The sequence below is a fragment of the Kribbella sp. NPDC050470 genome, assembly GCF_044458365.1.
Classification (GTDB): Bacteria; Actinomycetota; Actinomycetes; order Propionibacteriales; family Kribbellaceae; genus Kribbella.
On the sequence record NZ_JBITHV010000023.1, the window covers coordinates 18,963 to 38,803 of the forward strand.

Here is a 19,841-nt window from a genome sequence, read left to right on the forward strand (position 1 = left end):
AGGTCAAGAGGTACGGCGCTTTACAGCCGGACGGTCCCGCTCGGAGTCTCGAAGACCGCGGAGACGAGACCGGGCTGACCGTTCGGACGCCAGTCGACCTCGAGGTCGTCGAGCAGGTGGTCGGCCGGATGGCCGATCCAGTCGGTGACCCGGACCGGGTCGCCGGCGATCTCCAGCGCGGTCAGCTTGATGCCCTTGCCGCCGACCGACGGGTGCTGGGTCAGGTCGTCCCAGTGCACGAAGAAGGGCAGCTGCGGGTCGGAGATCAGGCCCTTCACGCCGATCTGCCGCCAGGTCAGGTTCACCCCGTCCGGCCGGTGCCGGTTGCCGGGCACCGCGTGCCGGCCGAGGCGCTGCTCCATCCGCTGCATGTCGCGGACCGCCACCACCCAGCCGAGCCAGCCGCCACCCAACTGCTTGCGGGCGCGCACCGCCTGGCCGAACGGCGCCTTGTCCGACGCCGGGTGGTCGAGGACGTCGACCACCTCGATGTAGCGGTCGTTCTCCAAGGCGAGGACGTGGTTCACGGTGCCGAACCGCGGGTGCACCCCGCCGTCGACGAACTCCGCGCCGAGTTGTGCGGACAGCCGCTCGAGCGTCGCCTCGCACCCGTCGGGCCCGCAGGCGTACGAAAGATGATCAAGACGCATGCCAGTCATTCTGGCCCCGATCACCGACAGTCGCGGACCTGGGGGTGTCGCGACACGCAGATAGGGTCTACCCATGCGCACAGTTGTCGTCGGCGGAACCGGGCACATCGGCACCTACCTCGTGCCGGAGCTGGTGCGGCTCGAGCACGAGGTCGTCGTACTCAGTCGTGGTGAGCGATCGCCGTACCAGTCGGACGGTGCTTGGAACCGAGTCGAGCAGATCGCCGTGGACCGCGCTGCGGAGGATGCCGCTGGCACGTTCGGCGACCGTGTCGCCGACTTGCAGCCGGATGTCGTCATCGACCTGATCTGCTTCACCGAGGACAGCGCACGGCAGCTGGCCGAGGCTGTGCGTGGGAAGGTCCAGCATCTGCTGCACTGCGGCACCGTCTGGGTGCATGGGCCGAGCGAGCTGGTGCCGACGCGGGAGGACACGCCGCGGCGGCCGTTCGGCGACTACGGCATCCAGAAGGCGGCGATCGAGCGGTACCTGCTGGACTGCGCGCGCCGCGACGGGCTCCCGGCCACGCTGATCCACCCCGGTCACATCAGCGGTCCCGGGTGGACGCCCATCAACCCGGCGGGCAACCTCGACCTCGGCGTGTACGAAAAGCTTGCCCACGGCGACGAGCTCGCGCTGCCGAACCTCGGCCTGGAGACAGTCCAGCACGTGCACGCCGCGGACGTGGCCGGCATGTTCCTCGCCGCGCTGCGGAACCGCTCGGTCGCGGTCGGCGAGAGCTTCCACGCGGTCGCGGAGGGCGCGATGACACTGCGTGGGTACGCCGCAGGAGTCGCCACCTGGTTCGGTCAGGAGGTGCGGCTGACGTTCCTGCCCTGGGGCGAGTGGCGACAGACCGTGTCCGAGAACGACGCCGCGGCCACCTACGACCACATCGCGCACAGCCCGCACTGCTCGATGGAGAAGGCTGCGCGCCTACTCGGCTTCCGCCCGCGCTACAGCGCGCTGGACGCCGCGTTGTCCGGCGTCAGCTGGCTGGTGGAGAACGGCAAGATCACTTAGAGGCCGGGTGCGGCAGCAGCCGACCGGCTTCCAGGTACTCACGGCAGTAGGTGGCGAGCACGTCGTACGCCTTGTGGCCCATCAGTGTCTGCAGCTCGACCTTGCTGGACTCGAAGACAGCCTCGACGCCGATGTGGGCCTCGGTGTTTCCGGTGCAGTACCAGTCCAGGTCGTGTCCGCCCGGCCCCCAGCCGCGCCGGTCGTACTCACCGATGCCGACCTCCGTGTACGACGTCCCGTCCGGGCGCTCGACCTCGCGGAAGGTCCGGCGGATCGGGAGCTGCCAGCAGACGTCCGGCTTGGTCTCGACGAAGTGCACACCCCTCTTCAGGGCCAGCCCGTGCAGCGCGCACCCGCCGCCACCAGGGAAGTCCGGCCGGTTCAGGAAGATGCAGGCGCCGTCCCAGACCCGGGTCTTGCGGTCGCCGTCGTCGTCGGTCTCGACCCAGCCGTTCTTCCGGCCCTCCTTGCGGAACTGCCAGTCCTCCTTGGTCAGCTCCTTGACGTAACCCTTGACCCGCTTCTCGTCGTCCTCGTCGGAGAAGTGCGCGCCGAGGGTGCAGCAGCCGTCGTTCGGACGGCCTTTGTAGATGCCGCGGCAACCACCACCGAAGATGCAGGTCCAGTTGGACGTCAGCCAGGTCAGGTCGCAGCGGAAGACCTGGTCGGGGTCTTCGGGGTCGACGAACTCGACCCAGGCGCGGGGAAAATCGAGCGAAACCTCAGGCACCTGGAAAGCGTACGCGCCTTCGGTGGGTAAGCGTGAACGCCGACTCCGGATAAGGCCCGAAGTACACCGGTCCAGTAGCGTGAGGGTATGCGGCTCGGCGTACTCGACGTGGGATCCAACACCGTCCACCTGCTCGTGGTGGACGCTCACCGTGGTGCAGCGCCGCTGCCGGCGTACTCGCACAAGACCGAGTTGCGGCTCGCCGAGTACCTGGAGAAGGACGGCAAGATCGCCGACTCGGGCTCCGACGGGCTGGTGTCGTTCGTCAAGGAGGCGTCCGAGCTCGCCGAGGACAAGGGCTGCGAGTCGGTGCTCGCGTTCGCCACCTCGGCGCTGCGCGAGGCGCCGAACGGCGAGAAGGTGCTCGACCGGGTCCGCAAGGAGACCGGGATCGAGCTGCAGGTGCTGACCGGTGAGGACGAGGCCCGGCTGACGTTCCTCGCCGTACGGCGCTGGTTCGGCTGGTCGTCGGGTCGCCTGGCGGTGTACGACATAGGAGGCGGCTCGCTGGAGATCGCGGCCGGGTCCGACGAGGAGCCGACCGTCGCGGTGTCGGCCCCGCTCGGCGCCGGCCGGCTGACCCGCGAGGGGCTGACCAACGACCCGCCGGACAAGGACGAGGTCCGGGCGCTGCGCAAGCGGATCCGGATGGAGATGGCCGCGGTGGCCGGTGACGTGCTACGGGCCGGCAAGCCGCAACGTTCGGTCGCCACCAGCAAGACGTTCCGGTCGCTGGCCCGGATCTGCGGCGCGGCGCCGTCGGACGAGGGGCAGTACGTGCCGCGGACGCTGAGCCGGGACGACCTGGCCGAGTGGATGCCGAAGCTGACCAAGATGTCGGCGGCCGAGCGGGCCGAGCTGCCCGGGGTCTCGGTCGGCCGGTCGGCGCAGCTGCTCGCCGGGGCCCTGGTCGCGGACGCCGTGATGGACCTGTTCGACCTGCCCGCGCTCGAAGTCTGTCCGTGGGCGCTGCGGGAGGGTGTCATCCTGTCCCGGCTCGACCAGTTGCAACCCCGATGAAGCACCACCCCTGACGAACCACCGCGAAGGCACCAGATGAGCACCAGCAAGACTGCCCGGATCGGCCTGTCGACCGCGTCTGTCTACCCCGAGTCGACGGCGAGCGGGTTCGAGCTGGCTGCCCGGCTCGGGTACGACGGCGTCGAGGTGATGGTCGGGATCGATCCACTCAGCACCCAGATCGACGCGGTCCAGCGGCTGGTCGACTATCACCAGCTGCCGGTGCTGGCGATTCACGCGCCCTGCCTGCTGATCACGCAGCGGGTCTGGGGCACCGACCCGTGGGGGAAGCTGGAGCGCAGCGCCGAGGCCGCGAAGGAGCTCGGTTCGGACGTGGTCGTCGTACACCCGCCGTTCCGCTGGCAGCGCGACTACGCGCGCGGGTTCGTCGAGGGGATCGCGCGGCTCGAGGAAGAGACCGGCGTGATCTTCGCGGTCGAAAACATGTACCCGTGGCGTGCGCCCGGCAAGGGCCTGCAGGCGTACGCGCCGAGCTGGGACCCGACCGAGCAGGACTACGCGCACACCACCCTCGACCTGTCGCACTCGTCGACCGCCGAGCAGGACTGCGTCGAGCTCGCGGCGACGATGGGCAAGAGCCTCACCCACATCCACCTGACCGACGGCACCGGCTCGGCCAAGGACGAGCACCTGGTGCCCGGTCGCGGCACCCAGCGCGCCGCCGATCTGCTGAACGGCCTGGCGAACCAGGACTTCCGCGGCCACATCATCATCGAGATCAACACCCGCCGCGCGACCAGCCGGTCCGAGCGCGAGGTCGACCTGGTCGAGTCGCTCGAGTTCACCCGCAAGCACTTCGTCCGCACGTCCCGGCGCTCGTCGTTCGCCGTCACCCCGGAAGGGGAGATCTCGGAGCTCACCACATGACCCGGTCGTCGACCGGAGGCAAGGCTTCGGCCGCTCGTGGCACCGGCAACGGACGCCCGGGCCGTCGGCCGGGGGGACCGGACACCCGTGGCGAGATCCTGCTCGCGGCCCGGGCGTCCTTTGCGGACAAGGGTTTCAACGGCACGTCGATCCGCGGCGTCGCCCGCGAGGCCGGGGTGGACGCGGCGCTCGTGCACCACTACTTCGACAGCAAGGACGAGCTGTTCATCGAGGCGATGGCGATCCCGGTCGACCCCCGGCAGATCGCCGCGCGGATCCTCGACGGCCCACCTGAGGAGCTCGGTCGCCGGATCGCGACCGTGTTCCTCGGTGTCTGGGAGTCGGCCGAGGGGCAGCAGCGGATGAAGGCGATCTTCCGCAGCGTGGTGACCAGCGACGAGGTCTCCCGGATCATGCGGGAGGGCATCACCCAGATGATCATCGGGCCGGTCTCGCGCGCCCTCGACGTACCTGACGCGCAGCTTCGCGTCACGATGGTCGCCACGCAGCTGATTGGGGTCGCGATGGCTCGTTACCTGGTCGGTCTCGAGCCGGTCGCGTCCACTGACCTGGCCGTCCTGATCGATCGGCTGGCGCCGGTTCTGCAGCTGCACCTGACCGGCTGATGCAGATTCCGTCGGATCGCGAGATCCGCGAGTTGCATCGGTCGCACGCGCCCAGTACTGGGGCACTCGCTCCTGCATGGGCTCGGCTTTCCGGATGAGCTGAGTCGCTTCTGCTCCCGGCACACGGGCGTTGGGATCACGCGGGACGACGTACTGCGGCAGGGGCTGCCGATCCCGGTGGGCGACTACGTGCCCAGTACGCCGGAGGAGGAGCTCGTCATGTACGCCGACAAGTTCCACAGCAAGCGGACTCCGCCGGTGTTCGTCTCGGGTGACACGTACGCGGCCGTGGTCGCTCGGTGGGGTGCGGACAAGGTCATCACGTTCGGCGCGATGCGGCAGCGGTACGGCGACCCGGACCTGGCGCCGCTGGTCGACGCCACCGGGTTCGCGCTGATCTGACCCCTTGCGGCCGGGTCTCGTTGCGCGCTAAATTCATCACATGATGAAAAACGCGGTGAGTTGCCGGGACGTCGTGGTGGTCCGCGGCGACCGGGAGGTCCTGCACGGGGTCGGGTTCGACCTCCGGACCGGGACGGTGACCGGGCTGCTCGGTCCGTCCGGCTGCGGCAAGACCACGCTGATCCGGGCCATCGTCGGGCTCCAGGCCAAGGTCACCGGCGACATCGCCGTACTCGGTGAGCCTGCCGGCGCGCCCAAGCTGCGCGGGCGGATCGGGTACGTGACCCAGGAGCCCAGCGTGTACGGCGATCTCAGCGTCGCCGAGAACCTGCGCTTCTACGCCGCCGTGCTCGGGGTGTCGAGCGATGACGTGGATCGCGTGATCGATGCGGTGGATCTGCGCTCGCACGCTGATGTGCGGGTGGATCGGCTGTCCGGTGGGCAGCAGTCGCGCGCCTCGCTTGCCGCGGCATTGCTGGGGAGTCCCGAGTTGCTGGTCCTCGACGAGCCGACGGTCGGGTTGGACCCTGTGCTCCGGCGGGATCTGTGGCAGCTCTTCCACACGTTGGCGGATGACGGAGCGACGTTGCTCGTCTCGAGTCACGTGATGGACGAGGCCTCGCGCTGCGATCGCCTTCTGTTGATGCGCGATGGCGACCTGCTGGCCGACGACACTCCACAGGCGCTGCTCGACTCGGTTGGCACCGACGACATCGAGCAGGTGTTTCTCACCCTGATCGAACGGAAGGCAGGTGCGCGATGACGCTCCGAGTCACCATGGCCGTCGCCGCGCGGGTCCTCGCGCAGCTTCGCCGCGACCATCGCACCGTCGCCATGCTGATCGTGCTGCCGGCATTGCTGGTCAGCCTGATGTGGTGGATGTTCACCGATTCGCCGATGGTGTTCGACCGAATCGGCGGGCCGCTGCTTGCGGTGTTCCCGTCCATCATCATGTTCGTCGTCACGTCGGTCGCAACGTTGCGCGAACGGTCCACGGGGACGCTGTCGCGACTCTTCACGATGCCGATGGGGAAGCTGGATTTCCTGCTGGGGTATGCGGTTGCGTTTGCGCTGATTGCCGTCGTACAGGCGGTGGTCGTGGTTTCGATTGCGCTTTATGCGCTGGATTTGGATATCCGCGGGTCTGCTTGGCAGTTGGGTGTTGTTGCGGTTCTCGACGGTGTTCTCGGTACGGCGCTCGGGTTGTTTGCGAGTGCGTTTGCGGCGACCGAGTTTCAGGCGGTGCAGATGATGCCGGCGGTGATGATTCCGCAGCTCCTGTTGTGCGGGTTGCTGGTGCCGCGCGATCAACTGCCTGCGGTCTTGCACGCGATCAGCGACGTACTGCCGCTGTCCTACGCCGTCGACGCCGTCACCGGAGTTGCCCAAGGCAACGGCTTCGGCGCGGGCGCCGGCGCGGACGCCCTGGTGGTAATAGCCTTCATCCTCGCCGCCCTAGGCCTAGGAGCCGCCACCCTCCGCCGCCGCACCGCTTGAATCCCCCACGCAACCGGAGCTGGCTCGGGTGGACCGGTGGGGCTGGTATTCATGGGGCTACTTGTGAATCCAGTGGGGAGTCTCATGAGCCACAGCCCGTCGCCCGACCCCAACCAGCAGGTTTGGACTGATCCGCATGGGCGGGGGTGGCCGGGTGGGCCCCCTCCGGGTGAGCGGCCGAAGGGGGCTGGCGCGGCTGTGCTTGCGTTGGGCCTCGGCCTGTTCATGACGGCCTCCACCCTCATCGGATGACCTTCACGACCTTCCCCGCCTTGTCGTACGCCGTAAGTTTCGGCGCCGACACCTTGGTCGCCGGGCCGGGGCTCAACCACGTGAAGGCGAACCACCCGTCGACGACCTCGACGTCGTGGGTCGGACCCGGTCCCAGTTCGAGCCGGACCTTGGTCGCCGTCGACGACACCCGTCCCCAGCCGGTGTAGTTGTACTGCTTCGTGCACGGTGTCCCGGGGCAGTGCCCCCCACCCCCGCCGCTCGCCACGAACAGCTCAGCGTGCTTGGCGCCCTTGCCAGGCGTGAGCACCGGGTCCTTGTCCCCGAGCGCGTTCAACGTCAGGAACGGGGTCGCCCCCGGCATGGGCTCACCGGCCGTACGCGGTGCGAGTTCACACGCGACCGCTTTCTTCCCGGACGGCGAGATCGCGACGAGCGCCGTCGTACCGAGTCGCGCCGACTGATCCGCCGCCATCACGCGCCACCCGGTCAGGTCGACCCACAGCTGCACCGAGCAGTTCCGCAGCTGGCCGGCAGCGGTCGTCGGCAACGGTTCCTTCTCGGCCGCCGCGACCAGCTCCGCCTTCGGCTTGTCGCCGCCGGGGATCGTGCACGCCGCGAACCTCGCACCCATCTCGAACGCGTACATCGCCGTGCTCCCGGCCTTCACCGAGCCTGCTGCCTGCAGCGCCTGCTTGTGGTCCGGGTAGCGCAGAGCACAGCGCCGTACCGCCTCTTCCTTCGTGATCGTCTGCCCGGCGGCCGCCTCCCCGCGCTCGATCCCCGGCACCGCCTCGAACTGGGAATTCTGCTTCTGATCGCCGGCAAACCCCGGCTCCTTGTCGGCCACGCTGCCACCCGGGATCAGACTCACGACAAGCGCGACCACGGCCACGCCACTGATCGCCGCGCCTGCGGCCAGCACCGTACGGCGCCGCCGCCCGCGACGACCCCGGGCCAGCAGCCCGTCGGTGTCGAACGGCTCGAGCGCCGCCGCCTCGGCCAGCCTCTGCAGTTCCGCGCGGACCTCGCGTACGTCATCCATCTCGCTCTCCTTCACAACGCCCGGCTCGTCCGCCGCGCCAGGTCGATCGCCTTGCGGAGAGTGTCGAGGCCGCGCGCCGCCTGGCTCTTCACCGTGCCCTCCGAGCACCCCAGGATCTCCGCGGTCTGCTCGACGGACAGGTCCTCGTAGTACCGCAGCACCACACACGCCCGCTGCCGCGGCGCCAGCCCGCGCAGTGCCTCGAGTACTTCGTTCCGCTCGGCGTACCCGGTGGCGAAGTCGTCCCGCTCCACCCGGTCAGGTACGTCGGCGATCGAAACCTCGCGCCGCCACGGCCGCCGCTTCCCGTCGTGCGCCACGTTGACCACCATCCGGCGGGCGTACGCGAACGGGTTCCCCGTCCGCCGCACCTTCGGCCAAGCCAGGTACAGCTTGTAGAGCGCGTCCTGAACGATGTCGTCCGCCCGGTGCCGATCCCCGCTCACCAGGTAAGCCGTCCGCCGCAACGACGCACCCGCCGCCTCGACGAACTCGACGAACTCCCGGTCCCGCTCCGCCATCTGGTTCCTCCACTCTCCAACTCCCCCTCAAGACGGAAGCCCCGACCCACCAGGTTGCACGCCACCCGATCCAACCCACGCGCCCCGCCACGCCCGCTCCTACGCCGTCCGCTACGCCGGGCGCTTCCAACCCTTCTTGCGCGACTACCGCCGCTCCTTCCACTTCCAGGTGGTTGGGTCGCCTACTCGAGGTCTTGGTGTCGGCCCACCAGCGGAGGTTGCATCTGGCAACGGGCGGACGGCATGAGAACTGGACTTGTTGAACCCGCACCGGTTGAGCAGAGCTTGTTTGATTGCCCCAGCCCATGCAGCCATATTCGAACGTTCCGAAACCACGTTCGCAACGTTCGCTCACGGAGGGCCCATGACTGCCGAGTTCCTCGAGTCGCAGACCTACCTGCCCGATGAGCAGGAGCAGCTGGCGTCGGTCGCCAGTTTCCTGGACGCCCACCAAACCATGAGGCGCGGGCGACTCCAGGCGCGATACCTGCTCGTCGGCGCCGAGGAACATGACCGGATCGAGCTCCCCGAAGCGCTCCACAAGGTCCTGGTGCAAGCGGTGGCCGCATTGGCGGCGGGCAAGGCAGTCACGATCTCGCCGACGATGCCGAAGCTCACGACCCAGCAAGCCGCCGATCTTCTCGGGGTCAGCCGGCCGACGGTGATCCGCCTCATTGACGCCGGCGAGCTCGCCTGCGAGCGAATCGGCAACCGACGAAAGATCCTGCTGTGCGACCTCCTGGCGTACCGCGAAGCCCGCCGCCAACGTCAGTACCAGGCAATCGCCGACACGTCCGTGGACCTTAGCGAGGACGAGGACCCCGCAACCGTGAACGAACGGCTCAAGCGAATCCGCAAAGAACGCGCCGAACAGAGCCGAAAAGCCGCCGGTCACTGAAAGTGCGTCGAGCCGTCGCTTCTCACAAGATGGAGCGGGAGTCCGCTACGACTTTCTTGCGACGTTGCGAGGTAAGTACTGGAGGATGAAGCGGTCGACCTGATTGAGGAGGTCCGATAGGTCTTCCGGCTGACGGGGATTGCAGCGGGGTCGCGGGCGGGCGACGTAGGAGCACGCGGAGCGGCGCGCGTCGACGGATTGCGGGCGGCGGGATCGCGGTGCGGTTGAAGGAGTGGCGGTAGCCGCGCGAAGGGGGGTGGGTGGGAGCGCCAGGCGTAGCACGTGCCGTACGAGCGGGCGGAGCAGGACGCGTGGGGGCTCTCGTGGGGCGTGGGGGCTTTTGTGGGGGTGTGGGTACGGGGTGTAATCGGACCAGTGGGGGTGGTGGTGTGGTGCTGGACACAGGATTAGGGCGGGTTGGATTCAGGCGCGTAACCTGCTGACACCACTGGCAATTGGGGCCGGGTGGGTTGATGAGGAGGAACACGTAGTGCTTCGGCGAGTACTGCTGGGCATGTCCCGCAGCCCCCAGATCAAGAAGGCCGTTTCGTCGCTGCCGGTGTCCAGTGGCATCGTTGCGCGGTTCGTGGCCGGCGAGACCGCTCCGGAGGCCGTGCTGGCCACCGAGAAGCTGGTCAGCAACGGCCTGAACGTCACGCTGGACCACCTCGGTGAGGACGTCACCGACCTGGCTGCCGCGACCGCGACCGTCGAGGCGTACGTCGAGCTGCTCCGGCAACTGTCGGACGTCGGCCTGACGAAGAACGCCGAGGTCTCCGTCAAGCTGTCCGCGGTCGGGCAGGCGCTGCCCGGTGAGGGCGAGAAGATCGCGCTGGAGAACGCGCGGAACATCTGCCTCGCGGCCCGCAACGCCGGTACGACGGTCACGCTGGACATGGAGGATCACACCACCACCGACTCCACGCTGGGCATCCTGCGCGAGCTCCGCCAGGACTTCCCGGAGACGGGTGCGGTGCTGCAGGCCTACTTGCGCCGTACCGAGGCCGACTGCCGCGACCTCGCGCACGCGGGCTCCCGGGTCCGGCTGTGCAAGGGCGCGTACAAGGAGCCGGAGTCGGTCGCGTTCCAGGACAAGCGCGCCGTGGACAAGGCGTACGTCCGGGCAACGAAGATCCTGATGAACGGCGCCGGCTACCCGATGATCGCCTCGCACGACCCGCGCCTGATCGCGATCGCCGGCTCCCTCGCCGACCGCGCCAACCGCCGCCCCGGCAGCTACGAGTACCAGATGCTCTTCGGCATCCGCCCTGAGGAGCAGCTCCGCCTGGTCTCCCAGGGCCACACCGTCCGCGTCTACATCCCGTACGGCGAGGACTGGTACGGCTACCTGGTACGACGTCTCGCCGAGCGCCCCGCCAACCTCCAGTTCTTCGCCCGCTCCCTCATCAGCAAGAAGTAGCCCCAACCCTCCGCCATCCACCCATCAACCAACTGGGTCTGTGGGAGTGCTGACCGTTGGCCGAGGCAACGGTCGTTTGACGGGAGCGGCAGCCGCGCACACGGGACAGCCGGAGTAGCAGGTGACGTACGTCGGTGCGTCGGAACCCGTGGTGTCTTGCGTCGCGATGTGGTTGCGTTGACGGATCACGGTCGGCAGGACCACGGTGCTGTCGGGTGAGCGGCGGTAGCCGCGCGCTAGAGGGTGGGTGGGAGCGCGCGACGTAGGAGCGCGCGTAGTGGGCGCGTGGGGGAGCTCGTCCGGCTGGTGGGCGGGGCTCGGGGCTCCGACGGCGGGGATAAGTAGGCTGAGGGTATGACTAGCAAGGTGGCCATTCTTGGGGCCGGGGTGATGGGGGAGACGTTGCTGTCCGGGCTGATTCGGGCTGGGCGGCGACCGGAGGAGCTCCTGATCACCGAGCGCCGGGAGGAGCGGGCCGCCGAGTTGCGGGAGCGGTACGGCGTGGACGTCGTGTCCAACGTGGACGCGGCCGCCAAGGCGGAGACGCTGGTGCTGGTGGTGAAGCCGCAGGACATGTCGGACCTGCTCAGCGAGATCGCCCCGGCGGTCGACGCGTCGCAGACCGTGGTGTCGATGGCGGCCGGTGTCACCACCGGGTTCATCGAGTCGCGGCTGCCGGAGGGTGTCGCCGTGGTCCGGGTGATGCCGAACACGCCGGCGCTGGTCGACGAGGGGATGGCGGCGATCTCCCGCGGCGCGCACTGCGACGAGAGCCACCTGGAGCTGGCGGAGAGCCTGCTGGCCGCGACCGGCCGGGTTCTGCGGGTGCCGGAGAAGCAGCAGGACGCGGTGACCGCGATCTCCGGGTCGGGTCCGGCGTACCTGTTCTTCGTGGTCGAGGCGATGATCGAGGCCGGCGTCCACATGGGCCTGCCGCGCGGCACCGCGACCGAGCTCGTCGTACAGACCGTGGTCGGTTCCGCGAAGCTGCTGCGGGAGACCGGTGAGCACCCGACCGTGCTCCGCGAGCGCGTGACGTCCCCGGGTGGTACGACGGCAGCCGCCGTACGCGAACTGGAGGACCACAAGGTCCGCGCGGCGTTCCTCTCCGCGATCGAGGCAGCCCGCAACCGCTCCCGCGCGCTCGCCGCCGAATAACACCTGCGGTACAGCTGGCGTTATTGTTGGCGCCGCAGTTTCCTGCCGTGTTCAAGGGATGAGTCGACTATGGTCCCGCCCATGAGTAATCGTTCGGAGCAGGAGAGCCCCGAGCACCTCAGCGCTGCCCCCACGCCGGTCGCCCCGGAGCAGGTCGCCTCCGAGCAAGCCCCGGAGCGAGCCCCAGAGCAAGGCGCCGTACGCGTGCCGGAGCTGCCGTGGCGGGTGCCGCTGGACCCGGCTCCTTGGTGGGCGTGGGCGTTGTTCGTCACGCCGTTCATCGCTGTGCCGGCGCTGAACTCCTGGCTGTGGATGGGCGCCCGCGACATGCTCGCGGTCGGCCTGCTCACGATTATCGGCGCCTCCGTCGTCCGGGTGGCCGGCGGTGTGGTGCTGTACCGGGTGATGCTGACCCCGACCGGCCTGAAGGCGCGCACCAGCATGCTGATCCGCAGCGTCTCCTGGCAGGACGTCGACCGTATCGAGGTCGGCGACGACAACGTCGTCCTGGTCCGCGGCCCGGACGAGAGCGAGATCAACGGCATCCCCAAGGACCGCACCGCGTACGTCGGCGCAGTCATCGAAGCCATTCGCGCCGAAGCGGCCAACCATCCGCCCCGCCGCCACCGTCCCCGCCCCGGCATCGGCACCCTCCTCGTCCTCACCTACCTGACCCTGTCCGTAGGCGCATTCCTCATCCGCTGGCACATCGTCTGACCGTAGGGTCGCCGCATGGACTTTTCTTTGTGGCCTGCGGCGTCCAGGACTTGGGGGGAAGTGCTCGAAGGAGCTGAGTACGCCGAGCGGACCGGGTGGCACGGTGTTTGGGTAGCGGATCATTTCATGCAGAACGGGGACGACCTGTCGGTTCCCGTCAACGAGTGCCTGGCGTTGCTGGCGGGGATCGTGAACCACTGGGGCAACCCCAAGCTGGCCGCGCACAAGGGCGAGGTGTTCGCCAGGCACTGCGAGAAGATCGGCCGCGATCCGAAGTCGGTACGGCGGTCCGCGCAGACGATGCTGGAGGTCGTCGTACCGGGGGGACACCGAGGCGATCGAGCGCAAGGAGCGACTCGAGAGCCGGGGCGGCCACGTGATCATGGGGTCGGCGCAGGAGGTGCTCGACACGGTCGCGCAGTACCCGGCCGCCGGGATCGACGAACTGCTCGTCCCGGACTCCTTCCTCGGCACCGGCAACCGTCGCTTCGAAGCCCTCGAGCGTCTGCGGGAAGAGGTGCTAGCCAAGCTCTAGCGTCGCGACGACCGGCCAGTGATCGCTCGGCAGCCGGCCGCCCGGGCGGACGTGGGACACGGTCGCGTCGACCACCTTCCAGCTCCCGGTGACGAGGATGTGGTCGATGCGGTCGCCGTCCTCGGCGCCGGTGAAGTCGTGCCAGCTCCCACCGGCCTCGATCGGTACGGCGTTCCGCAGCCCGGCGCTCGTCAACGCCTTGAGCGGCGGCGAGTCCGGGGTCGCGTTCAGGTCGCCCATCACGATCCACGGCAGCGAACCGGCGACCCAACGGGCGATCAGCCGCGACGACTGCAGTTGCGCGACCTCGCCGGCGTGGTCGTAGTGCGTGTTCGCGACACCGATCGTGGTGCCGTTCCGGTGCCGCAACCAGACCAGCGTCGCGATCCGGGTCAGGTCCGCGTCCCAGCCGACCGAACCCGGCGTCCCCGGGTCGTCGGACAGCCACCGGGTCTCGTGCTTCTCCACACGCCAGTCACCCGGCCGGACCAGGACGACGGAGTGCTCGCCGGCGCTCATCCCGTCGTCCCGGCCCACGCCGACGATCTCGTACCGCGAGAACCGCCAGCGCAGGTACTCGAGCTGGTCCGGCAGCACTTCCTGCAACCCGACCACGTCCGCGTCCAGCTGCTCGATCGCCGCCACTGCCGCATCCCGCCGTACCGGCCAGGCGTTGTCGCCGTCCGGGGCGGACGAGTTGCGGATGTTGAAGGTGGCGGCGCGAATCTTCATGGCGCCGATCCTGCCAAACCCGCCTCCGCCGGGGCCGCCCCGGTCAGCCCCATCGCACGCACCGCCGCCTGGAGTCGCGGGGTGCTCGCCTCGATCGCCCGATCGCAGCCCTGAGCGAGCAGGTGGTCGATCGCCCCCGGATCGGTCGCCAGCCGCGCGTACTCCTTCTGCAGCGGCTCGATGACGGCCAGCACGGCGTCCGCGACGTCCTGCTTGAGGGCGCCGTACGACGAGTACGACGCCGCCAGCGCGACCGGATCGCCGTCGGTGCAGGCAGCCAGGATCTCGAGCAGGTTGGTGACACCCGGCTTGGCCGCCTCGTCGTGCCGGACCTCGTTCTCGGAGTCCGTCACCGCTCGCATGATCTGCCGCCGGATCACGTCCGGCGGGTCGAGCAGCCGGATCGTGCCGATCGCGTCGTCGCTGTCGGACTTGCTCATCTTGGTGGTCGGGTTCGCCAGGTCCTTGACCCGGGTCGCCAGGACCGCCTTGGCCAGCTGCGGTACGACGAACGTCTCGCCGTACTCGCGGTTGAAGCGGATCGCGACGTCCCGGGCGAGCTCGACGTGCTGGTCCTGGTCACCGCCGACCGGGACCTGCTTCGTGCCGTACAGCAGGATGTCGGCCGCCATCAGGCACGGATAGGTGAACAGCGAGGCGCGGGTCATCGGCCGGCCCTTGCCCTTCTCCTTGTACTGGATCATCCGGGACAGCTCGCCGACGTACGACGTGCATTCCAGCAGGTAGGCGAGTTGCGCGTGCGCGGGTACGTCGGACTGGACGAACACGGTGCCGTCGGGGACGCCCGCCGCGAGCATCAGGGTGGCGAACTCCCGCGTCAGCGCGGCGAGTCTTCGGGGATCGTGCTTGGTCGTCATTGCGTGCAGGTTCGCGACGAAGTAGAACCCGTCGGGGTCGGTGAACCGGCGCAGGGCGCCGAGGTGGTTGCCCAGCGTCAGGCGGCCGGACGGGGTGATGCCGGATAGCGATGTCATTGTCGTGCCCTTCGGTGTGTGGGCCCCACCGAGGACATGAAAGAGGCCGCCTCGGCGAGGCGGCCTCATGGATGCGTGTGAACACACGCTTGGGTGACCGCCCTAGGCGGCCCACCACAGCTGCAAGTTCGTGTTCACAGCATCAGGGTAGCTCATCGACCGGGGCGGTGGGGGAAGGAATTCAACGCTGCGTGAGCGCCTGGACGATCAGCTCGTTGCGGGCGTCCTGGCCGAGCGGGACCGTCGGGTGGACACCGTCGCGGAGGTAGTTGAGCAGCCGGTACGGCTTCACCCAGAGCCACTCGGCCCAGCGGATGATGTGCAGGTTCGGGTACTTCTCCTGGGCGTCGTACAGCTGCATGTTGAGCCACGAGCTGTTGCGCTGGTCGGCGAGCTGCATCGTCGCGGTGACCGACTTGCGCACGACCTGCATGTTGACCCAGTACAGCGTGCGGGTCGAGCCGACGATGCTCATCGCCCGGTCGACCTGCGCCGCGAACTTCGGCGGGTCGAAGATGTCGTTCGACCCGCTCGCCATCAGGATCCGGCGCGGCAGTCCGTACGTCGCCGCCCACTGCTGCAACGCGTCGACCGCGCCGGACGTGGGCCGGCTGGACCAGTTGTGCACGGCCAGCTGGCTGCCGTCCCGGCCCAGCAGCCGGATTGCCAGCGACTTCCCGTCCTGGACGGAGATGCTGTCGCCGAACATGTAGACCCCGTTGGTCTCGCGGGTGCGCTGGATCTGCGTCGCCGTCGAGATGGCTTTGGTCGACCCGGCCCAGGACCCGAGTACGCCGGAGCCGTACGGCCCGCTGTCGACTGCGGACGCCTCGGTAGCGGTCACTGTGGAGACGGCCACGGTCGAGGCAGCCACTGCAGCCCCCGCCGTGAAGATTTGCCGTCGATTGGGTCTCATCGAGCTCACGGACTTCCTCACGGGACGGAACTGTGCGGCCTCACGGCTACTCAGCGCAAGTCCGATGCTCAAACGTTGCAACAACTTGCAGCCGCCTGGGCAAAGTGAGCAGAATACAGGACTAGACCGCCCGTCGTAGCCCTCTGCAACCGCAACAGAGCGTGATTTGCAGCATCCTGCAAATCCTGTAACACCTTGCAGTCCGGCAGCGATAGACCGTTCGCCTGGACCGATCCCTGCGGAAGTGGCCGGCGCGACCTTGGAGGGGTGCCGCGCCGCCTGCTTCCGCACCGCGCCGCCGCGGAGAACGGTTCGAGCCGCCGCAGCCGGCGGGTGAGGACGGTCGCAAGACCGTGGAGGTACGCCGGCTGGCCGAGGCCGACCGGGCAACCCTCGCGAGGTGCGGCTGCTGTGGCTCAGCCTTCGGCTAGTTGGGTCAGGAGCGGGGTGGCGAGCTCGAGGAGGGCTTCGGGCGTGGCGTCGAGGCCTTCGAGTTTGACCAGGTGGCGACCGATCACCAGGCCGAGGATCAGCGCGCCGATGACTCCGGAGCGCAGTACGGCGTCCTCGCCTGGCAACTGATCGGCGACCTGACGCTGCTGGGCCGTCATTGCCGCCCGCACCTCGGCCGCGGCCTCGGGGTGGCTGAACATCGCCCGCATCGCCGCCAGCGCGGCCGCCGGCTCCTCGGCCAGCTTCGCCGCCAACCCGGCCGCGAGTTGCCCGGCGATCTCGTCCGGCGCGCCCTCGATCGGCCCGTCCGGGGGGATCGACGCGGCCTGGGCGAACAGCTTCTCCTTGGACCCGAAGTACCGCATCACCAGCCCGGCGTCACTGCCCGCCGCCTCGGCGATCCCGCGGATCGTGGTCCGTTCGTACCCGTGCTCGCCGAACAACCGGCGGGCCGCCGCCAGGATCCGCTCCTCCGTCTGCCGCCGCTGCGCGGCCCGAGTCGTCACGCCGTTCAGTCTACGCATGTTGACTCAGTCGCCGATCGCCGCCTAGATTTCAGTCAACACACGTAGACCGAAATGAGGTGGACCATGACGCAGGCACTCGTGCTGAGCTTCCTGGCCGGGCTGATGGGGACGAACGGGATTCCGCACTTCGTCCTCGGCATCACCGCCCGGGAGTACCCGAACCTGACCGGCAATTCGCCGGTCCGCAACGCGGTCGGCGGCGTGGGAGCGTTCGTCATCGCCGGACTGCTGGCCTGGTGGGCGCATCCCGGCGAGCACCTGGCGACGGCCCTGGTCGCCGCCCTGGCCGGTGTGCTGGCGATGTCGGTCTTCCATGCCCGCGGTGGCGCTTACCGGCTCAACGCCAGGTTCGGGAAACCCGTACCACAGCGCTGACGGCTAAGGTCGGGGACATGAGTGGTGAGGCGATGCTGGTCTTCGACGACGGTTTGACGGCGTACGACTTCGGCCATGGTCACCCGATGAGTCCGATCCGGGTGGACCTGACGGTCCGCCTGGCCCGCGCGCTCGGCGTCCTCGACCAACTGAAGGTCGTACCGGCGCCGGTCGCCGACGATGCGCTGATCGGGACCGTGCACACCGCCGAGTACATCGCCGCGGTCAAACGCGCGGGCGAGGACCCGGACGAGCCCGATCCGGACCACGGCCTCGGCACCGAGGACACGTACTGCTTCGCCGACATGCACGACGCGTCCGCGCACGTGGTCGGCGCGTCCGTCGAGGCGGCCCGGGCTGTCTGGGAGGGCGACGTACTGCACGCCGCCAACATCTCCGGCGGCCTGCACCACGCAATGCCTGCCGCTGCGAGCGGCTTCTGCGTCTACAACGACCCTGCCATCGCGATCCAGTGGCTGCTCGACCACGGCGCCGAGCGGGTCGCGTACGTCGATGTCGACGTACACCACGGGGACGGCGTACAGACCGTGTTCTACGACGACCCGCGCGTGCTGACGGTGAGCCTGCACGAGTCGCCCACCACGCTGTTCCCTGGCACCGGGAGTGCAGCGGAGACGGGCGGGCCGAACGCGGAGGGTACGTCGGTCAACATCCCACTGCCACCGGGGACCGGGGATGCCGGCTGGTTGCGGGCGTTCCACGCGATCGTGCCGCAGGTGGTGCGTACGTTCCAGCCGTCGGTGCTGGTGACGCAGCACGGGTGCGACTCCCACGTGGAGGACCCGCTGGCCCACTTGACCAAGACGGTCGACGGCCAGCGGGCGGCGTACCTGGCGCTGCATGACCTCGCGCATGAGGTCGCGGGCGGCAAGTGGGTCGCCACTGGCGGTGGCGGGTACGCGATCTTCGACGTCGTGCCGCGGGCCTGGAGCCACCTGCTCGCGATCGTCGCGGGCAACCCGATCGACCCGTCGACGCCGGTGCCGGAGTCATGGCGGGAGGACATCCAGGCGCGGTTCGCGCGAGTCGCGCCGCTGCGGATGACGGACGGCCGGGACGCGGCGTACTCCGACTGGTCGACCGGTTACAACCCGGACACCTGGCTGGATCGCTCGATCAAGGCGACCCGCGACATCAGCTTCCCGTTGCTCGGTCTGGATCCCACCTACTGAAAAACCTTCCCCGCCCGACCGCCCCGGTCGAGTCACAGGAGTCCCCCTCTTTCCCATTCGTACCAACAGCCACTACGCTCGTTGCATGCACGGACGGAGGTGCCGGAGGGGAAGCCGGCGCACGATCCGTGCTGGAAGTGCGGTGCGCAATGGCATCAAAGAAGTCCGGTGGTGAGCAGCCGCTCGCCGAGGTGAAGTTCCTGACCGTGGCGGAAGTCGCCACGGCCATGCGCGTGTCCAAGATGACGGTGTACCGGTTGGTGCACTCCGGTGAGCTGCCCGCGGTGCGGGTGGGTCGTTCGTTCCGGGTGTCGGAGGACGCCGTGCACGACTACCTCAAAGGCGCCTACTTTCAAGCCGGATAACCACGAGACGCGAGGCGGCCGGATCCTTAGGGACCGGCCGCCTCGCTACGTCAGCGTTTCAGGAGTGCTCGGATTGCAGTGGTGATTTCGGCTGGGGACTCCTCGGCCATGAAATGGCCGGCTGACGTCGTCTGGTGGTCTAGGTCGTCCGACCAGGCTCGCCACCGGCCGGCGGCATCGAAGCCCAGCGCCGCGCCCCAGTCCTGCTGGATCACGGTCAGTGGCATCCGCAACTTGTTGCCAGCGGCAAGATCAGCCTGGTCGTGGTCGACATCGACGGTCGCCGAGGCGCGATAGTCGGCCACGATCGACGGGACGGCGGCGCGACACGCAGCCAGGTACGCCGCACGGACGTCGGCGGGGATCGCGGAGTCGTCCTTCGCCCAGAGCGTCAGGAAGTGGCCGAAGAACGCGTCCGCGCTGGCGGCGATCATCGTCTCGGCCAGGCCGGGCGGTTGCGCCATCAAGTACAGGTGAAAGCCAACGGCGGCGCTGGTCCCGCGCATGACGTCCCACATGTCTAGGGTCGGCAGTACGTCGAGGCACATCAGGTGCGTGATGACGTCCGGATGGTCGAGACCGGCCCGGAACGCGACCAGCGCGCCTCGGTCGTGACCAGCCAGGGCGAACGTTAAGTGCCCGAGTTCGCGTGCCACCGCGACGATGTCGGCCGCCATCGTCCGCTTGGCGTAGTCGTCGGCCGGCTTGTCGCTGGCGCCGTACCCCCGCAGGTCCGGGCAGATGACGGTGTGATCCGCGGCCAGGTCGGCGGCCACGTGACGCCACATCAGATGGGTCTGCGGGAACCCGTGCAGCAGCACGATCGGCGTACCGGAGCCGCCGACCGCGACGTTCAGCGCAACCCCGTCGGCGGCCGGGACGCGGTGGTAGTCGAATCCTTTGATCTTCATGACGGTCAGCCT

The 19,841-nt window shown here is 68.8% G+C and carries 24 protein-coding genes; 15 read left to right on the forward strand and 9 right to left on the reverse strand.

Annotated features, from left to right (window positions below):
- Positions 1–20: 20 nt before the first annotated feature.
- On the reverse strand, positions 21–650 hold the full coding sequence (locus ACIBGM_RS43895) for a VOC family protein (RefSeq protein WP_360536252.1): 630 nt from the start codon (positions 648–650) through the stop codon (positions 21–23).
- 73 nt (positions 651–723) lie between these two features.
- On the opposite strand from ACIBGM_RS43895, the gene ACIBGM_RS43900 reads away from it, so the two are divergent.
- Positions 724–1,674, forward strand: a complete 951-nt coding sequence (locus ACIBGM_RS43900) for an NAD-dependent epimerase/dehydratase family protein (protein ID WP_396388941.1) — start codon at positions 724–726, stop codon at positions 1,672–1,674.
- Here the strand turns inward: ACIBGM_RS43900 and ACIBGM_RS43905 are convergent.
- Complete coding sequence (locus tag ACIBGM_RS43905; RefSeq protein ID WP_360536256.1) at positions 1,667–2,404, reverse strand: hypothetical protein; 738 nt, start codon at positions 2,402–2,404, stop codon at positions 1,667–1,669. The two genes, ACIBGM_RS43900 and ACIBGM_RS43905, sit on opposite strands and share 8 nt — an antisense overlap.
- A gap of 87 nt (positions 2,405–2,491) precedes the next feature.
- On the opposite strand from ACIBGM_RS43905, the gene ACIBGM_RS43910 reads away from it, so the two are divergent.
- The 6 genes from ACIBGM_RS43910 to ACIBGM_RS43935 all read left to right on the forward strand — a co-directional run bounded on the left by ACIBGM_RS43910 (position 2,492) and on the right by ACIBGM_RS43935 (position 6,837).
- Positions 2,492–3,424, forward strand: coding sequence for a Ppx/GppA phosphatase family protein (locus tag ACIBGM_RS43910; protein ID WP_360536258.1), 933 nt, complete (start codon positions 2,492–2,494; stop codon positions 3,422–3,424).
- Positions 3,425–3,460: 36 nt separating this feature from the next.
- Positions 3,461–4,312 (forward strand): sugar phosphate isomerase/epimerase family protein, encoded by an 852-nt coding sequence (locus ACIBGM_RS43915; protein WP_360536260.1) that lies wholly within the window; start codon positions 3,461–3,463, stop codon positions 4,310–4,312.
- Complete coding sequence (locus tag ACIBGM_RS43920; RefSeq protein WP_360536262.1) at positions 4,309–4,938, forward strand: TetR family transcriptional regulator; 630 nt, start codon at positions 4,309–4,311, stop codon at positions 4,936–4,938. Before ACIBGM_RS43915 ends, ACIBGM_RS43920 begins: the two co-directional genes overlap by 4 nt.
- Positions 4,939–5,115: 177 nt before the next feature.
- Positions 5,116–5,340, forward strand: a complete 225-nt coding sequence (locus ACIBGM_RS43925) for a hypothetical protein (RefSeq protein ID WP_360536264.1) — start codon at positions 5,116–5,118, stop codon at positions 5,338–5,340.
- A gap of 40 nt (positions 5,341–5,380) precedes the next feature.
- On the forward strand, positions 5,381–6,103 hold the full coding sequence (locus tag ACIBGM_RS43930; protein ID WP_360536266.1) for an ABC transporter ATP-binding protein: 723 nt from the start codon (positions 5,381–5,383) through the stop codon (positions 6,101–6,103).
- Positions 6,100–6,837: an ABC transporter permease gene (locus ACIBGM_RS43935; protein WP_396388942.1), complete on the forward strand. Its 738-nt coding sequence runs from the start codon at positions 6,100–6,102 to the stop codon at positions 6,835–6,837. Before ACIBGM_RS43930 ends, ACIBGM_RS43935 begins: the two co-directional genes overlap by 4 nt.
- A gap of 241 nt (positions 6,838–7,078) precedes the next feature.
- Here ACIBGM_RS43935 and ACIBGM_RS43940 read toward each other — a convergent pair whose 3' ends face one another.
- Positions 7,079–8,113 carry a hypothetical protein gene (locus ACIBGM_RS43940; RefSeq protein ID WP_396388943.1) on the reverse strand — a complete coding sequence of 345 codons (1,035 nt, stop codon included), beginning with the start codon at positions 8,111–8,113 and terminating at the stop codon, positions 7,079–7,081.
- 11 nt (positions 8,114–8,124) lie between these two features.
- Positions 8,125–8,634: a SigE family RNA polymerase sigma factor gene (locus ACIBGM_RS43945; protein ID WP_396388944.1), complete on the reverse strand. Its 510-nt coding sequence runs from the start codon at positions 8,632–8,634 to the stop codon at positions 8,125–8,127.
- A 364-nt stretch (positions 8,635–8,998) separates the two neighbouring features.
- Between ACIBGM_RS43945 and ACIBGM_RS43950 the strand changes: the two genes are divergently transcribed.
- From ACIBGM_RS43950 to ACIBGM_RS43970, 5 genes are all read left to right on the forward strand, one after another.
- Positions 8,999–9,532: a helix-turn-helix domain-containing protein gene (locus tag ACIBGM_RS43950; RefSeq protein WP_396388945.1), complete on the forward strand. Its 534-nt coding sequence runs from the start codon at positions 8,999–9,001 to the stop codon at positions 9,530–9,532.
- 490 nt (positions 9,533–10,022) lie between these two features.
- Positions 10,023–10,952: a proline dehydrogenase family protein gene (locus ACIBGM_RS43955; protein WP_396388946.1), complete on the forward strand. Its 930-nt coding sequence runs from the start codon at positions 10,023–10,025 to the stop codon at positions 10,950–10,952.
- A gap of 354 nt (positions 10,953–11,306) precedes the next feature.
- Positions 11,307–12,110, forward strand: a complete 804-nt coding sequence (proC, locus tag ACIBGM_RS43960; protein WP_360536278.1) for a pyrroline-5-carboxylate reductase — start codon at positions 11,307–11,309, stop codon at positions 12,108–12,110.
- A gap of 81 nt (positions 12,111–12,191) precedes the next feature.
- On the forward strand, positions 12,192–12,827 hold the full coding sequence (locus ACIBGM_RS43965; protein ID WP_396388947.1) for a hypothetical protein: 636 nt from the start codon (positions 12,192–12,194) through the stop codon (positions 12,825–12,827).
- A 376-nt stretch (positions 12,828–13,203) separates the two neighbouring features.
- On the forward strand, positions 13,204–13,362 hold the full coding sequence (locus tag ACIBGM_RS43970; protein ID WP_396388948.1) for a hypothetical protein: 159 nt from the start codon (positions 13,204–13,206) through the stop codon (positions 13,360–13,362).
- On the opposite strand, the gene ACIBGM_RS43975 is transcribed toward ACIBGM_RS43970, so the two are convergent.
- The 4 genes from ACIBGM_RS43975 to ACIBGM_RS43990 form a co-directional block, all read right to left on the reverse strand.
- A complete protein-coding gene (locus ACIBGM_RS43975) occupies positions 13,348–14,094 on the reverse strand; it encodes an endonuclease/exonuclease/phosphatase family protein (protein ID WP_396388949.1) in 747 nt (248 codons plus the stop codon). The genes ACIBGM_RS43970 and ACIBGM_RS43975 overlap by 15 nt on opposite strands.
- Positions 14,091–15,089 (reverse strand): tryptophan--tRNA ligase, encoded by a 999-nt coding sequence (gene trpS, locus ACIBGM_RS43980; protein ID WP_360536287.1) that lies wholly within the window; start codon positions 15,087–15,089, stop codon positions 14,091–14,093. The genes ACIBGM_RS43975 and trpS overlap by 4 nt, the downstream gene beginning before the upstream one ends.
- A gap of 181 nt (positions 15,090–15,270) precedes the next feature.
- Entirely contained in the window at positions 15,271–15,963 is a 693-nt protein-coding gene (locus ACIBGM_RS43985; protein WP_360536289.1) for a hypothetical protein, read from the reverse strand.
- 458 nt (positions 15,964–16,421) lie between these two features.
- Positions 16,422–16,964 (reverse strand): TetR family transcriptional regulator, encoded by a 543-nt coding sequence (locus ACIBGM_RS43990; protein ID WP_360536291.1) that lies wholly within the window; start codon positions 16,962–16,964, stop codon positions 16,422–16,424.
- Positions 16,965–17,048: 84 nt separating this feature from the next.
- On the opposite strand from ACIBGM_RS43990, the gene ACIBGM_RS43995 reads away from it, so the two are divergent.
- The 3 genes from ACIBGM_RS43995 to ACIBGM_RS44005 all read left to right on the forward strand — a co-directional run bounded on the left by ACIBGM_RS43995 (position 17,049) and on the right by ACIBGM_RS44005 (position 18,918).
- Positions 17,049–17,360 carry a hypothetical protein gene (locus ACIBGM_RS43995; protein ID WP_360536293.1) on the forward strand — a complete coding sequence of 104 codons (312 nt, stop codon included), beginning with the start codon at positions 17,049–17,051 and terminating at the stop codon, positions 17,358–17,360.
- Between the two features lie 17 nt (positions 17,361–17,377).
- Positions 17,378–18,553, forward strand: a complete 1,176-nt coding sequence (locus tag ACIBGM_RS44000) for an acetoin utilization protein AcuC (protein ID WP_360536295.1) — start codon at positions 17,378–17,380, stop codon at positions 18,551–18,553.
- 149 nt (positions 18,554–18,702) lie between these two features.
- Positions 18,703–18,918: a helix-turn-helix domain-containing protein gene (locus tag ACIBGM_RS44005; RefSeq protein WP_132209923.1), complete on the forward strand. Its 216-nt coding sequence runs from the start codon at positions 18,703–18,705 to the stop codon at positions 18,916–18,918.
- A gap of 50 nt (positions 18,919–18,968) precedes the next feature.
- Here the strand turns inward: ACIBGM_RS44005 and ACIBGM_RS44010 are convergent, their stop codons facing one another.
- Positions 18,969–19,829: an alpha/beta fold hydrolase gene (locus tag ACIBGM_RS44010; protein ID WP_396388950.1), complete on the reverse strand. Its 861-nt coding sequence runs from the start codon at positions 19,827–19,829 to the stop codon at positions 18,969–18,971.
- Positions 19,830–19,841 lie beyond the last annotated feature (12 nt).

What these genes read in the sequence shown, in the direction of transcription:
- ACIBGM_RS43895 (WP_360536252.1), bottom strand. Translation starts at nt 650, where the DNA reads ATGCGTCTTGATCATCTTTCGTACGCCTGCGGGCCCGACGGGTGCGAG.
- ACIBGM_RS43900 (WP_396388941.1), top strand. Translation starts at nt 724, where the DNA reads ATGCGCACAGTTGTCGTCGGCGGAACCGGGCACATCGGCACCTACCTC.
- ACIBGM_RS43910 (WP_360536258.1), top strand. Translation starts at nt 2,492, where the DNA reads ATGCGGCTCGGCGTACTCGACGTGGGATCCAACACCGTCCACCTGCTC.
- ACIBGM_RS43915 (WP_360536260.1), top strand. Translation starts at nt 3,461, where the DNA reads ATGAGCACCAGCAAGACTGCCCGGATCGGCCTGTCGACCGCGTCTGTC.
- ACIBGM_RS43920 (WP_360536262.1), top strand. Translation starts at nt 4,309, where the DNA reads ATGACCCGGTCGTCGACCGGAGGCAAGGCTTCGGCCGCTCGTGGCACC.
- ACIBGM_RS43930 (WP_360536266.1), top strand. Translation starts at nt 5,381, where the DNA reads ATGATGAAAAACGCGGTGAGTTGCCGGGACGTCGTGGTGGTCCGCGGC.
- ACIBGM_RS43935 (WP_396388942.1), top strand. Translation starts at nt 6,100, where the DNA reads ATGACGCTCCGAGTCACCATGGCCGTCGCCGCGCGGGTCCTCGCGCAG.
- ACIBGM_RS43940 (WP_396388943.1), bottom strand. Translation starts at nt 8,113, where the DNA reads ATGGATGACGTACGCGAGGTCCGCGCGGAACTGCAGAGGCTGGCCGAG.
- ACIBGM_RS43945 (WP_396388944.1), bottom strand. Translation starts at nt 8,634, where the DNA reads ATGGCGGAGCGGGACCGGGAGTTCGTCGAGTTCGTCGAGGCGGCGGGT.
- ACIBGM_RS43950 (WP_396388945.1), top strand. Translation starts at nt 8,999, where the DNA reads ATGACTGCCGAGTTCCTCGAGTCGCAGACCTACCTGCCCGATGAGCAG.
- proC (WP_360536278.1), top strand. Translation starts at nt 11,307, where the DNA reads ATGACTAGCAAGGTGGCCATTCTTGGGGCCGGGGTGATGGGGGAGACG.
- ACIBGM_RS43965 (WP_396388947.1), top strand. Translation starts at nt 12,192, where the DNA reads ATGAGTAATCGTTCGGAGCAGGAGAGCCCCGAGCACCTCAGCGCTGCC.
- ACIBGM_RS43975 (WP_396388949.1), bottom strand. Translation starts at nt 14,094, where the DNA reads ATGAAGATTCGCGCCGCCACCTTCAACATCCGCAACTCGTCCGCCCCG.
- trpS (WP_360536287.1), bottom strand. Translation starts at nt 15,089, where the DNA reads ATGACATCGCTATCCGGCATCACCCCGTCCGGCCGCCTGACGCTGGGC.
- ACIBGM_RS43995 (WP_360536293.1), top strand. Translation starts at nt 17,049, where the DNA reads ATGACGCAGGCACTCGTGCTGAGCTTCCTGGCCGGGCTGATGGGGACG.
- ACIBGM_RS44000 (WP_360536295.1), top strand. Translation starts at nt 17,378, where the DNA reads ATGAGTGGTGAGGCGATGCTGGTCTTCGACGACGGTTTGACGGCGTAC.
- ACIBGM_RS44005 (WP_132209923.1), top strand. Translation starts at nt 18,703, where the DNA reads ATGGCATCAAAGAAGTCCGGTGGTGAGCAGCCGCTCGCCGAGGTGAAG.
- ACIBGM_RS44010 (WP_396388950.1), bottom strand. Translation starts at nt 19,829, where the DNA reads ATGAAGATCAAAGGATTCGACTACCACCGCGTCCCGGCCGCCGACGGG.